The following is a 14,002-nucleotide window of genomic DNA, read 5'->3' on the forward strand; positions in this document are numbered from 1 at the left end:
ATGTGTTTACTAAACGAGAGAAACATTGTTTTTGCAATTGACCTATTGATCTGAATGTTGAAGATCAACATCATGGGCGATCATGATTTCAGTTTGTCTGTTTTACTAAACTGACAAGCTCGTATTGGAGAGGCGACAAAGCAGGCATGGTCACTTTACGTGATATTGCGCACATGGCGGGATGTTCTGTTGGTACGGTGTCACGTGCGCTGAAGCAGCAGGCAGGTTTGACTGAGCAGACAAGGCAGCAGGTGATGGCGGTTGCCGAGCGACTGGGCTATGACACCACCCGTCTGCGGCATCGCAAGGTCAATCGGCTGGCTTTCTTGTTGCACCGGCAGCACAGCTCGCTGGCCCAGAACCCTTTTTTCTCCCCGGTTCTCTCTGGTGTGGAGGCTGCCTGCCGCGAGGCAGGGATTGTCCCGTCAGTATTGACCTTGGACCCAGGCGAGCCGATCCGCGAGCGCTTGCAGCTGCATGATCCGGATGTGCTGTTGTGTGCGGGTTATATCGAGCCCGAGGTGTTGGCAACTTTGCAGACAACCGGCAAACCGCTGGTGCTGGTCGATGCCTGGGCGCGCGATCTGCCCAGCATCAATGCCGATCACTATGATGGTGCTCGGCAGGCGGTCAGCCATCTGCTCCAGACCGGTTGTCGGCGGGTCGCCATGCTGGCGGGCTCGCTGGCGCATTACAGCATCCGTGAGCGAGTGCGGGGCTATCGAAAGGCTTTGTTCGATGCGCGTGTGTTGGCTGATCCGGATCTGGAGATCGTGCTGGAGCCGTCCGCCAATCCTGCCGAATCGGCCATGGTGGCGATGCAGCAGCTGATGTCGCGCCCAGACAGGCCGGACGCCATTTTTGCCTACAACGACACGACCGCGCTGGCGTGTTTGCATGCTTGCCAGTTGGCAAGGCTGCGTGTGCCAGAGGATGTGTCGGTGGTCGGCTTTGACGACATCTTGCAGGCCAGTCATGCCAGCCCGGCACTGACCACGTTGCGTGTGGACAAGGAAAAGCTGGGTCGGGCAGGGGTGAGTTGGTTGCTGTCCGGGCAGGCTGACGTTGAGCACAGGATATTGCCGGTGGAGCTGGTGTGCCGCAGCAGTACGCGGTCGGTCGCTTCGCCGGTGGTGGGTGGTTGAATGGGTACATCGTCTTGCTTGGCTGATGCGAGCCGTGGCAGCCGCACTGTCGCCACCCCGGTCTGCCCCGCACTGGTTGTGGTGGCGTGATGGTATTGAATTCAGATGGAGTAACAGGATGACAACGTTCCCCGATTTCCGTAATCCGCAAACTTTGTTGAGCCATGTGCGCCAGACCATGGCGTTTTATCACCCTCGTGCTATTGATCCGACTGGCGGCTGTTATCACTACTTTCTGGATGACGGCACGATCTACGACGCACATACCCGCCACCTGGTCAGTAGTACCCGCATGGTGTTCAACTATGCGATGGCTTACCGGCAATTCAAGGAGCCGGCCTATCTGGCGGGCGCCCGTCAGGCAGTGGCATTCGTGCGGGATGTGCACCGCAACCCCGAAACCGGGGGCTATGCATGGGTGCTGGATTGGCGTAATGGCGAAAAGACTGTCAAAGATGGTACCAATCACTGCTACGGGCTGGCTTTTGTCGTGTTGGCCTATGCACAGGCGATCCTGGCTGGGCTGACAGAGGCCAAAGCCTGGCTGGAGGAAACCTATGACCTGATGGAGCGTCGCTTCTGGGATGCACAGGCGGGCCTGTATGCAGATGAAGCCGCTGCGGATTGGTCTGAGTTGTCTGCCTACCGGGGGCAGAATGCCAACATGCACACCTGTGAAGCCATGCTCACGGCCTTTGAGGCAACAGGAGACGTGAAATACCTGCATCGGGCCGAGCAGCTTGCACGCCATATCACGGTGCGCCAGGCATCGCTGGCCAATGATCTGGTCTGGGAGCACTATCGCCCAGATTGGTCGGTGGATTGGGACTACAACCGCGATGACAAGACCAACATCTTCCGTCCCTGGGGCTACCAGCCAGGGCATTTGACCGAGTGGGCTAAATTGCTGCTGATCATGCGCCGCCATGCCGGGCTGCTGCAAGGGCCTGCTGACTGGTTGCTGCCCAAGGCCCAGGCGTTGTTTGACGCAGCTGTGCAGTCTGCATGGGATCACGAGCACGGTGGTCTTTATTATGGCTTTGCGCCAGATGGCAGCATTTGTGACGAGGACAAGTATTTCTGGGTGCAAGCGGAAAGCCTGGCCGCCGCAGCGCTGCTGGCTGATGCCACGGCTGACGAGCGGTACTGGCAATGGTATCAGCGCTTGTGGGAATACAGCTGGGCGCACCTGATCGATCACCAACATGGTGCGTGGTACCGCATTCTGCGGCGTGACAATACCGCCTACAGCAATGAGAAAAGCCCTGCGGGCAAAACGGACTACCACACCATGGGCGCGTGCTATGAAGTGCTGAGCGTGCTGCCAGCCACCCAGGTGGCATGAAATGACAGATTCGCTTCCGCAATTCGTCAGCTTTGGTGAAGCGCTGACCGACATGATCCGCGATGGTGGCGACCATTGGTTGGCCAAGCCTGGCGGTGCTCCCTGGAACGTTGCCAGGGTGATGGCCAGCCTGGGCGTCCCGTCGGCGTTCGGTGGCGCCATCAGTCATGATGTATTCGGTGACACCCTTTGGTTGGCCAGCCAGCAGGCCGGACTGGATATGCGCTTCATCCAGCGTGTCAAGGCATCACCGCTGTTGGCGATGGTGTATCAACTGAGCCCGCCGCGATATTTCTTCATTGGTGATGACAGCGCTGACTTGCATTTCGATGTGGCACAGCTGCCTGCATCCTGGGCGGATCAGGTTCATTGGGCCATGTTCGGGGGCATCAGCCTGGCACGCGAGCCACTGGCAAGCCATCTGCTGCAGCTGGCCAGCCAGTTGAAAGCACAGGGCGTTCGTATCGCCTATGATCCGAATTTCAGAGCTGCCATGGACGAGCGCTATGACCCGACTCTACGCAAAATGGTGGAGCTGGCCGATGTGATCAAAGTATCGGATGAAGACCTGGCCGGTCTGTTCCGCACGCAGGATCTGTCAACGGCATTGGCGACGATACGCAGCTGGCATCCAGACGCGCTGTTTTTCTACACCCAGGGGGCGGAAGGGGCCACATTGTATGCACAGCAATCCAGCTGGCAGGCCAGGCCGCCAGAGATCGAGGTCATCGACACCGTGGGGGCGGGGGACGCCAGCATTGGCGGATTGATCCATAGCTTGATGCAGCACCCCGCCGCTGATATGCCCACCCACCTGCGGTACGCCATGGGTGCTGGTGCGGGGGCCTGCATGGCAGCGGGTGCAACTCCGCCTACGATTCAGCAGATTCAGCAGCTGGCTGCTCGGGTGGTGGTCAAGTCCGGCGGGTAGGGGGGATGGTGGCAGTGGTGTGACAGCCATCAGGTCGGATGCCAAATGAAAAAGCGGTGCTGGATGCACCGCTTTTTTTACTGGGTACTGCTTACTGCTTGAATGCTTCGATCTGGATGGTGAATTTCACCTCATCACCGATGTTCGGGACATAGGCATTCATGCCGAAATCGGTACGCTTGAGTGCGCCTGTTGCATTGGCGCCACATGCCATTTTCTTCGCCATTGGGTGCTCTTTGCACACAAAGGCATCTACTGTCAGGCTGACAGGCTTGGTGACGCCCAACAGGGTCAGGTTGCCATCGAGCTTGGTGAGCTTGTCGCCATCAAAGGTGGCTTTGGTTGATTTGAAGTCGATGCTAGGGAATTTGCCGACATTGAAGAAATCTTCGTTCTTCACATGATCGTCACGCTTTTTCCAGCCAGAAGACAATGAGCCCACATCGATTTTGGCCTCGACCGAAGCAGTCTTCGCTTCCTTGTCCAGGACGATCTTGGCGTCAACTTTGTCAAACCGGGCATACTGGGTGGATAGGCCCAGGTGGCTGATCTGGAAATTGACATAGGTATGGCTGACATCGTTGATGTAGGTTTCCGGTGCAGCGTGGGCGGCTTGGGCCAGTGCACCGACAGCGGTCAGGGCGAGCAAGGTTTTTTTCATGGGTGACTCCTGGTGATATCAGTTTTCATGACGTTTTTTTGGCAAGTGCCAGCTTGAACTTCACTTGAACATCATTGGAAAGGGAGGCCTCGTCAGCCCAATCGCCCTCGCCAATCTTGAAAGCCAGCCGCTGAATGGTGACTGTGCCCTCGGTTGTGAAGCCACCGGCTTCCGGCTTCACGGTAAATGGTGCATGGATGTCCCGGCTGATGCCCTTGATGGTGAGCTTGCCGCTCACCTGGTAGCGATTGTTTCCCAATGGCTTGAAGCCACTGGCCACAAACCGGGCTTGGGGGAATGCCGCAATATTGAAAAAGGTTTTACCTTTGGCTTCGGTTTCACCTTCCGGGCTGCCCAGGTCAATGCTGCCGAGATCGATCTGCAGGTCGGCCTTGCCTGCCTCTGGCTTGGCCGGGTCAAAGTCAAAGGTACCGGTGAATTTTTTGAAGGTGCCTTCGACCGGTACATTCATCTGTTTGAAACCGAAACGGATCTCGCTCTTGGCGGGAATCAGTGGCGTATCGGCCTGGGCAGCTGGGATGAGGCTGGCCGCCAATACAGCCATCAGTAGGCTGGAAAAACGCATGGAGTGTTCCTTTGTCAGTCTATCGGGCGTGTCAGGCTTTATTGCGTAGCCAGGGCACCATCCGTGTCAAGATATCGTCGCGGTCGATATAGTGGTGTTTCAGCGCAGCGCCCACATGGGCCAGCAAGATCAGCGCCAAGCCGTTGTTCAGCCATTCATGGGTTTCTTCGAACAGCTCACCCAGTTCAGCATCTTTGCCGACCAGCTCGGGCATGGTGAACAGACCAAGGTAGACCACCGGGAAGCCTTTGGCCGAACTCATCAACCAACCGGACAGCGGGATCGCCAGCATCAACAGATACAACAGATGGTGTGCGCCGTTGGCTGCCATGCGTTGCCAGGCGGGCATATGGGCGGGCAGGGCTGGTGCGCCTTTCACCAGGCGGTACGCCAGCCGGATGATGGCCAGACCGAAAATGGTCATGCCGGCCCATTTATGGTACGAAATCAGCTGGAGTTTGGCTGGTGACAGTGACATCGATTCGATGACATTGCCGACCACCCAGGCGCCGATGATCATAATGGCGATCAGCCAGTGCAACGAGACTTGCAGGCCGTCGTAACGGTCGGGGGTTTTCATGATGGATCTTTTTCCTCTTGGATAAATGCTTCACGAAGGCGGATCAGCATGTTCTGAATGGCACTCAGTTCATCATCGGTGAAGCTGGCGAAGCCCTGCCTGATAAAGGCCAAATGTGCCGGGAAGACCTGTTCGAACAACTGCTCACCTGCCGGTGTCAGCTTTACAAACACGCTTCGTCGATCATGTAAGGCAGTTTCCCGCTCTACCAGAGCTTTGCTTTCCAGGCGGTCGATGACACCGGTGAGTGTTCCTTTGGTGATCAAGGTCTTTTCACCCAGCTCACCACAGCACATGCCGGGTGTGTTGCCCAGCGTGGCAATGATATCGAACTGAGCCGACGTGAGTCCCAGGCTTCGGATATGTCGTCCGGAATGCAATTCGAATGCCTGATAGCAGCGAGCAAGCTCACGTAGTACCGGGAGGAAACGCTCTTTAACCATAATGTGCCATTGTTGATGATGCTGCGATATTAGTTTCGATTAGGACAAATTGAAATCGAGAAGTTCCGAGTAACTTGTTCAAAAAATAAGAAATGGTAGTACCCATCGGCATCACTTCGTGAAAAAGCCGTCTGATCAAGGACGGCTGGTTGGTGATTTCCGCTGGATGACGGCGCCAGGGGTATGCCATCACTATGGTGGGGGCATTTGTTATATGAGTAAATCAGATTTCCTGAATGCAGGTGATGGTCATAGTCTGGTTGTGCAGGCGGCAATCTGCGATATTGCCATGCGGGCTGATCTCGCCATTTGAATAGAACCCTGTCAGGATGCTCTGTGCATGCAGGACATCCGTCACGGCCTCCAGCTCTTCCTCGACGCGATCACCCATCACCAGTTTGCGCCCCACGCAGCTGATCAGAATCGACAGGCTGGCCTGGTTGTGTTGCGCCTCCTGCCAGGCTGCTTCTGCGGCGGCCTGTGCGCCATCCACCAGGGCATCGGTGCTGGCGTGCATCAGGCGCAGTTGGCTGCCTAACTCGACATCACCTGCCAGAACCAGGCTGCCGGCGGATTCATCAATGCCCAGGATGGTGCGGATCAGGCCGGTTTCGGTGGAGCCGTCACCCAGGATGGCAAAGGGGAAGAGCAGACCCGAACCCGGTAGATCCTTGGCGTAGTCCCCCAGGTATTCTTTGTAAATGGCCAATGCTGACTTGCCGTCCAGCTCGAACAGGACATTGCCGTCGCAACGGGTGACCTTGCGGATCGGGCCAAAGGGCTGCCAGCCACCGAAGCTGCCGTGGTAGAGTTTGATCGATTGGCCGTGAAAGCCGATGCCAACCAGTTGCCGGGTTGAAATCCGGTCATCCAGCAGTGTCCAGGTCTGTTGAAACGCGCCGTTGTCACCCGCGAGGCCGCCGGTGATCTGGATTTCATTGCCCAGGGCCTGTTTCAAGCCAGCGATCATGGCGCTGCCATTGATGGCAACCCCTTGCCCCAGCACGAACACGGCATGCAGATCCGGGCGCTTGAGCGCCTCGCCCAGGCGCTGGCCTGCCGCTTGGGAGTCCTGCATATCGCCCATATCGACCGCCGCCAGTGAGAAGTCCGGGTGATCGAAGTGGACAGCAGTGAGCGTCAGGCTGTCGGTTTCGACATATTGCTGGGCAATTTCGCCTGCGGTCGAGCAGCCCATCACCCGTGTGCCAGGCAAGGCGGCGCGGATCGGGGCAAGCCAACTCGGGTCTTGCCAACGCCCCGCCCCACCGAACACCAGCAGCCATTGCGGTGCGATCTGGGCCAGCTGGCTCAGTTGGGCTGCTTCGGGTTGTTGGCCATCGGGTACGACAATCTGTAGCAATTGCATGGGTACCTCCAAGTGAAGTGGTCGCAATCCTGGTGCTATCGGTATGGTGTCGGCAGAGCCGTATACCAAAGATGGTTTTGGCCTCCTGGTGGGACTGCCGACGACGTTACAATCGATCCTGTAGCCGGATGCGGACTTCGTTGATTGCCTCCCACGAGTCAAAGAACGCATCCAGACATGCCGGATCGAAATGCTGGCCACGTTGGGCCTTCAGAAAATCCAGCGCCTGCTCCAAGGGCCATGCTTTTTTATAGGGCCGCTCAGACATCAGTGCGTCGAACACATCGGCTACGGCAACAATGCGGCCAACCTGCGGAATATCCTCGCCTTTGAGCATGTTGGGGTAGCCGGAACCATCGTATTTCTCATGATGGGTCAACGCAATGATCGCCCCCATCTGCAATAAGGGGGACTGGCTGCCATGCAGGATGTCGTGTCCATACTGCGCGTGCTTGCGCATGATTTCAAGCTCCTGGTCATCCAGCCGACCAGGTTTCAGCAGAATCTGATCTGGAATGCCGACCTTGCCAACATCATGCATGGGTGCTGAGGCCAGGATCAGCTCCTGTTCGATGGCGCTCCAGCCCAGCTTGCGGGCGATCAGTTGAGAGTAGAGGGCCATCCGCTGGATGTGCGCACCGGTTTCCGGGTCACGGAATTCCGCAGCGCGGGTCAGGCGTAGGATGGTTTCCTGTTCTCCCCGCTTGATTTCCAATGTGGCTTTATGGACTTCCTCCGCAAGCCAGGCCGCCCGATCATTCAGTGCCTTCTGGCTGCGGCGCAGCGCCAGCATGTTACGGGCGCGGGCCAGGAATTCCTTGTTGTCGATCGGCTTGGTCAGAAAGTCATTTGCCCCCACGTCGAGCGCTTTGTAACGTACCTCGTTATCGTTGTTGGCTGTCACCATCAACACAGGGATATCCTGTTTCTCAGGGGCGGCTCGGAATCGCTCGATGAATTCGAGGCCATCAGGGGAGGGCATCATGTAATCGACGACAATCAGATCCGGGTCGTTGTCGATGCACCATTGCAGCGCTTCAGCGGATTGCTCGAACAGAAGCGCTTCCGCATCATCGAGTCGTTTGATCAGGTGCTGCATCAACGTCAGATTGATGCGGGTATCGTCCACCACAATCACCTTCATGCATTGACTCCATTCTGCGCAATGGCGGCGCATTGCCTTAGTAGCGGTAGCACATCATCCAACTCAGATTTCAGTTGCTGCATGGTGTCATGTGCAACAGCCCAGTCAGTCGGGTTGCTGCCAAATGCTTCTAGGCTTTGTGCCAGCTTGGCGACGCCGTTCAGCCCGAAATTCACCACCATTCCCTTGAGTGTGTGGGCTGCGCGCATCACCTTGTCGCTTGACTTGTCGTCCAATGCGTTCTGTAGCGTGTTGACATACTCATGGTAGTCACTGAGAAACAAGCTTGCCAGTTGCGCGAACAACACCTCATCCCCCCCCATGCGGGCTACCGCTTCGGCAAAGATCGGGTGCATTGTCGGGGTGATGGGGGTGTCGGGCTCTGGCTGTGAATGTTGCGGGAGGGCCAGCATCCGCTGAATGGCTTCGATCAGCAGCTGTTGCTGGATGGGCTTGGTGAGATAGTCATCCATACCGGCCTGCAGGCATTGCTCCCGGTCCCCCTGCATCGCCCGGGCGGTCATGGCGATGATCGGCGTGTGATAGCCCGCTGCCTGCTCATGGGTGCGGATCAGACCGGTTGCTTCGAACCCACCCATGATCGGCATCTGCACATCCATCAAGATCAGGTCGAAGCGTTGGCTAATGGCGAGATCGGCACCGATCTGACCATTCTCGGCCAGTGTGACCTGATGGCCCATTTTTTCGAGCAGGCGAATCGCCAGTTTTTGATTGACCGGGTTATCCTCCACCAACAGGATATTGCCGGTACGGTCGCGTTCACGCAGGCTGTGGCGGGTGATGAGCTGGGCGTTGTTGCCTTGTGGATTCAGCCCCATGGCCAGCATGATGGCATCGTGCAGTTCCTGATCGGTGACTGGCTTGGTCAAATAGCCCACCAATCCACAGTTCTGACCCCGCTTGGCATCACCCCGCTTGCCACCGGAGGTCAATATGAAGGAGCGACTGTTCTTGAGCAACTGCAGCTCGTTCAACTGCTCCAATAGCGTCAGGCCGTCGATCTCTGGCATGTGGCCATCGATGAACACCAGATCAAAATGCCGCTGTTGTTCGTATTCCTCCAGAATCATTTGGGTTGCAGTGACAGGATCATCTGCGGTGGTGATGGTCAGGCCAAGCTGATTCAACTGCCGGCTGGTGACCATCAGGTTGGTCGAATTATCATCGATGACCAGCGCGGTCTTCCCGATGACGGCCTCGATCGGCGCGGCAATCGGGCGTTCGGTGTGTTGGGCGATGGCATAGGGCAAGACGAAATGGAATGTGCTGCCCTGGCCCGGCTCGCTTTCCACCCAGATCCGGCCCCCCATCAGCTCGACAAGCCGTTGACAGATGGTCAGCCCAAGCCCGGTGCCACCGTATTTCCGGGTGGTGGAGGTATCAGCCTGTTGAAAGGACTCGAAGATCAGCTGTTGCTTGTCTTTGGGGATGCCGATCCCGCTATCCTTGACCGAGAAATGGACCTGTACGTGATTCTGCTTGGGCTCGTTGGTCACCACCTTGAGCACAATCTCACCATGCTCTGTGAATTTGATGGCGTTGCCGATCAGATTGTTGATGACCTGTCTCAGCCGACTGGGGTCACCAATCAGGCGATAGGGCAGTGCGAGGCTGACGTCGCATATCATCTCCAGCCCTTTTTCCTGAGCCCGCAGCCCCATGCTCTTCACAATATCGTTCAACATCGGGCGTGGGGAGAATTCGACTTGCTCGACCTCCATGCGCCCCGCTTCGATCTTCGAAAAGTCCAGGATTTCATTGATGATGGTCAGTAGGCCATCCGCAGAGGATTTCACCAAGCCCAGGTATTCGCGTTGCTCGGCATTCAGCTCGGTATCCAGCGCCAGCTGCACCATGCCGATGATGCCATTCATCGGCGTCCGGATCTCGTGGCTCATATTGGCGAGAAACTCGCTTTTCGCCTGGTTGGCTGATTCGGCGGCTTCCTTGGCCCGCAGCAGCATGGCCTCGGATTGCTTCAGGCTGGATATATCGGTGTATAGACTGACCACTCCACCGTCCGCAGTTCGTCGATCCGAGCTGCGTACCCAGCGACCATTGACTTGTTGCTCGATGGTCTGGCCGGGGTGGCGTATTCTGGACAATTGACGCTGAATGAAATGCTCTGGCTTCTCACCATTCCAGCGATGCCCGCCTTGAAAGCAATATTCACGCAGGATATCCAGATAGGGCATGCCGGGCTGTAGGACTTCGGCGGCTTGTGGAAACAGCTCTCGGAAGCGTTGATTACAGATCGCCAGCCGCTCTTCGGCATCCAGCATGATCAAGCCGGCATCGAGGCTCTCGATGGCATCGACCAGCTGCATCCTGGCGCGGTTGATCTCGTTTTCAGCCTGCTTGCGCTGGGTGATGTCACGAAAGCTCCACATGACGCGTCGTTTGCCTGCATTGCCCATGGGCACGAAGTCCATTTCCAGCACGCGGCCATCTTTCATGATGACTTCTGTGTCGCGGCTGAGCTGCCCGCGCTGGTGTAGCCATCTGGCCTGGCGGGCGAAGGCATCGCCGTCGGCAAAGCGGGCGGCGGTATGCTGCATGACCTCCTGAAATGTCTGTCCGGCCTGGATATGGAGATGTGGCTCCAGGCCAAACAGGTGATTCATGGTTTCGTTGATCAGCACGATCTGCCCGGTGGAGTCCTCCACCATCACGCCAGCTTGCATGTTCTCAACCAGGGTGAGCAGGACTTCCATGGTGCGTTTCAGCTCGCGCTCGGCCTCGACGCGCTCAGTGATGTCGATCAGTGATCCAGTCAATCCCAGCAGTTCACCACGTTTGTCCTCCAGCCGATGGGCGTAAAGCTCGATCCAGCGGATCTGCCCAAATCTGTTCACCCACCTCGAATTCAGCCGACATGAACGGATGTCGCAGTTCAGCAGACGGGTGATTTGATCCATGGCTGTCGCCACATCGTCCGGGTGAAACAGCTCCTTGAGATGAACGCCAATCGATTCTTCGGTGCTGAACCCGGTGATATCGCACCACGCAGGGTTGAGATAGCGCCAATGGCCTGCCACATCGGTCTGGTATACCACTTCACGCAGGCTTTCGAACACCAGGCGGAAGCGCTGTTCACTTTCGGTCAGCTTGGCCTGCGCCCGTTCCTGCTCGGCAACCAGATGGCTGATCATGGCGGATAGATAGGTGATATCCGAGTCATCCTCGGTGACACGGGGCTGTTGGCTGCCGGAGAGCAGGTGATTGATGGTCTCCCTGAGCTGGGTCAGGGCGGCTTGCTGGCTTTGTGCATCCAGCCGCAGTTGTTCGTTGGCCTGAAACAACTCATTCGAGCTGAGCTCCAGGCTACGGGTACGTAAAGCCAGATCACGCTCGGACTGCTCATAGGCCAGATTGATCTGGCCAAACAGAGTTGACAGGCGCTCGCCCAGCTTGTGCAACGGCGATTGCTCGCCAGCTTGTTGCCCACAGGCCTCCAGTGCATGCATCAGGGCTGCCAGCGCGTCGTCACTGTTGATCCCCAGTGACCGTTTCAACTGGCGTTGCAGCAGCTTGCCAAAATCACTCAGTCGGGTTTCTTGCATGGCGGCATCGGGCAAATGAGCAGATTCGTTTTGTCATTCCAGGACGGTGTAGCAGCATGATGGTTACGCGATATATAAAACCAGAGAATCATGTCGGGTCTCCATTGTTTATAGCCAGTGCACCCATAAAGAAAAAGCCGCCTCGGCAGATTTGCCCTGTGCCAGCGAGATCCAATACGACAGGGCGGGAGTGCACAGGCAGTGGCTTGGCAGGTGCGCTGATCCAGGCTGGCTGGTAGCCAGTCCCGGTCCGACGCGAAGCGTCAGCATGGTCTACTTGTGGCTGGCCGATGTGTTGGCCGGGCGATATCGCACCACCCGATTCCGGCCTGCGGACTTGGCCTGATAAAGCGCAATGTCTGCTTCAGCCATGACATCTTCTATCGTTTGATGATTCAGGTGCAACAGAGTCACCCCGATGCTGACGGTGAACCATAAGGGGTTTTCACCCGAGACAGGAATCCGTAGCGCAGCGACCTCCAGCCGTATCCGTTCTGCGACTTCTTCTGCAAGTAGGATATCTGTTTCCGGCAGGAGTACGGCGAACTCTTCCCCGCCCAGCCTGCCGATCACATCAGACTGACGCACCACCTGTTGGCAGGCCCGCGCCATGGCTTGCAAAGCTTGATCACCTACGGCGTGCCCATAGCGGTCATTGACCTGTTTGAAGTGATCGATATCGAGCAGCATCAAGGACATCGGGCGATGAAAACGCCGAGAGCGTGAAATCTCCATCACGGCTTTAGCCACAAACCCGCGTCGGTTGACCAGGCTGGTCAAGCTGTCGGTGATGGCTTGCCGCTCCAACTGGATTTCGAGTTCCTTACGCTCAGTGATATCCACCAAGCAGATGTAAAGCCGCTGATCCAGCTCTGCCTGCCCAGCGCGTACCGATACCAGCGCCCAGAACAGGCTCCCATCCCTGCGTTTGAGCTGCATCTCGAATTCGTTGATCTGTTCCTGATTGTTCAGGAGCTGGCTGAGCGTATCGGCATCGTGCTGGGCGACGAAGAATTCCTGCACATGTCGCCCTGTGGCGGCTGCAGTGTCGATGTTGAACAGCAAGGCGGCGCGTTGGTTGATGAACTCCACCTGCAACGAGGGGTAGGCGGCGATGACGAGTGAGACCGGTGCGACTTCTGCGGTCAATCGGAACCGCTCCTCGCTGGCCTCCAGCAGCTTGCGGTGTTGCAGGAGTGCCAGGGTTTGATTTTGTGCCCGCCAGAACAACACGACCATGACGCTGACCAGCAAAATCACTGCTACGGAAGCAGTGGCGTAGATCCACAGTGAATTCTGCAAGGTCTGCAGGATCTCATCGGTTGACAGGCCGACCGCCAGAATCAGGGCGCTGTTCGGCACGCGTCGAAACGAGGTAAGGCGTTCCACGCCGTCGATGGAGGACTTGACCAACAAGCGCTGGGTGGTAGATTGGCTGGTGGCCAGACGCCGTACCTCGCCATGCGGTGGTAGCGACACGCCAGGTGCTGGGAATGTAGGGGTGCGCGCCAGCCAAGTACCCTGCTCGTCATGCAAAGACACAACACCCTTCGTGCCGATGTCGAGCGACTCAAGCAGAACAAGCAGCCGCGAAACCGGCAGAACCACACAGACTGCGCCGATCATGTGGCCTTGTCGATCATGCAGCTGCTGGAGCAGAAAGACACTCGGCCCCAGGGTGTTGAATACATTGCGGGTGTCCGTGCGGCTGGTTGCATGTCTGGTGCCCCGCAGCTCAGAAAGCCAACTGGACACATCCAGCCCAGCCCATCGTGACGCATTCGAATGCAATGCAGTCACCAACTCGCCTTGGCTGTTGAAGATGGCCAGCTCACCGGCTTGAGGGAGGCTGGCCAGCTTGGTCCGCAGGTTCTGTTGGTGTGCCGGGACGAGGTCGGGGCTGAGGTCATGGGTTTCATCCGCGATATCCAGCAAGACCAAATCGGCCTCGCGCAGCAGGCCACTGACCCGCAATTTCAAGATGGTCGATAGGTTTTCGACCTGGATATTGGCGGCATCCAGCGCTTTGACGCGGGCATCGTGGATCAGGAAACTCAACCAGCTGACAATCGCCAGCACCAATGTCACCGCAATGGCGACGACCAGCCACCGTTGTTGTTTAAGCCTTGCTGCCGTGTTTCCTGTGCGACGACTCATAAAAGGCATATTCCTCGCTGCCCGTTTCGGGCCATGCATTCATGTCATCAGAATTTG

11 protein-coding genes are annotated in these 14,002 nt (G+C 57.2%); 3 read left to right on the plus strand and 8 right to left on the minus strand.

The genetic code is table 11. The features are described from left to right. Positions 1-146 precede the first annotated feature (146 nt). The 3 genes from HNQ59_RS11155 (at position 147) to HNQ59_RS11165 (ending at position 3,421) form a co-directional block, all read left to right on the plus strand. Positions 147-1,145 carry a LacI family DNA-binding transcriptional regulator gene (locus HNQ59_RS11155; protein WP_184039102.1) on the plus strand — a complete coding sequence of 333 codons (999 nt, stop codon included), beginning with the start codon at positions 147-149 and terminating at the stop codon, positions 1,143-1,145. 118 nt (positions 1,146-1,263) lie between these two features. Then, a complete protein-coding gene (locus HNQ59_RS11160; RefSeq protein WP_184039105.1) occupies positions 1,264-2,490 on the plus strand; it encodes an AGE family epimerase/isomerase in 1,227 nt (408 codons plus the stop codon). Between the two features lies 1 nt (position 2,491). Beyond that, positions 2,492-3,421 (plus strand): carbohydrate kinase family protein, encoded by a 930-nt coding sequence (locus tag HNQ59_RS11165; protein ID WP_184039108.1) that lies wholly within the window; start codon positions 2,492-2,494, stop codon positions 3,419-3,421. Between the two features lie 91 nt (positions 3,422-3,512). On the opposite strand, the gene HNQ59_RS11170 is transcribed toward HNQ59_RS11165, so the two are convergent. From HNQ59_RS11170 to HNQ59_RS11205, 8 genes are all read right to left on the minus strand, one after another. Then, complete coding sequence (locus HNQ59_RS11170) at positions 3,513-4,082, minus strand: YceI family protein (RefSeq protein WP_184039111.1); 570 nt, start codon at positions 4,080-4,082, stop codon at positions 3,513-3,515. Between the two features lie 25 nt (positions 4,083-4,107). Further along, a complete protein-coding gene (locus HNQ59_RS11175; protein WP_184039114.1) occupies positions 4,108-4,668 on the minus strand; it encodes a YceI family protein in 561 nt (186 codons plus the stop codon). A 31-nt stretch (positions 4,669-4,699) separates the two neighbouring features. Beyond that, positions 4,700-5,248, minus strand: a complete 549-nt coding sequence (locus HNQ59_RS11180) for a cytochrome b (RefSeq protein WP_184039117.1) — start codon at positions 5,246-5,248, stop codon at positions 4,700-4,702. Next, the gene (locus HNQ59_RS11185; protein ID WP_184039121.1) at positions 5,245-5,691 is read right to left on the minus strand and encodes a MarR family winged helix-turn-helix transcriptional regulator; all 447 of its coding nucleotides are present in this window, start codon (positions 5,689-5,691) and stop codon (positions 5,245-5,247) included. The genes HNQ59_RS11180 and HNQ59_RS11185 overlap by 4 nt, the downstream gene beginning before the upstream one ends. A 223-nt stretch (positions 5,692-5,914) precedes the next feature. Further along, the gene (locus HNQ59_RS11190) at positions 5,915-7,060 is read right to left on the minus strand and encodes an FIST signal transduction protein (RefSeq protein WP_184039124.1); all 1,146 of its coding nucleotides are present in this window, start codon (positions 7,058-7,060) and stop codon (positions 5,915-5,917) included. A gap of 106 nt (positions 7,061-7,166) precedes the next feature. Continuing rightward, a complete protein-coding gene (locus HNQ59_RS11195; protein ID WP_184039127.1) occupies positions 7,167-8,204 on the minus strand; it encodes an HD-GYP domain-containing protein in 1,038 nt (345 codons plus the stop codon). Beyond that, positions 8,201-11,788, minus strand: a complete 3,588-nt coding sequence (locus HNQ59_RS11200; protein WP_184039130.1) for a response regulator — start codon at positions 11,786-11,788, stop codon at positions 8,201-8,203. The genes HNQ59_RS11195 and HNQ59_RS11200 overlap by 4 nt, the downstream gene beginning before the upstream one ends. A 273-nt stretch (positions 11,789-12,061) precedes the next feature. Continuing rightward, a complete protein-coding gene (locus HNQ59_RS11205) occupies positions 12,062-13,945 on the minus strand; it encodes a sensor domain-containing diguanylate cyclase (RefSeq protein WP_184039133.1) in 1,884 nt (627 codons plus the stop codon). Positions 13,946-14,002: the final 57 nt, after the last annotated feature.

Source organism: Chitinivorax tropicus (genome assembly GCF_014202905.1).
GTDB classification, from domain to species: Bacteria; Pseudomonadota; Gammaproteobacteria; order Burkholderiales; family SCOH01; genus Chitinivorax; species Chitinivorax tropicus.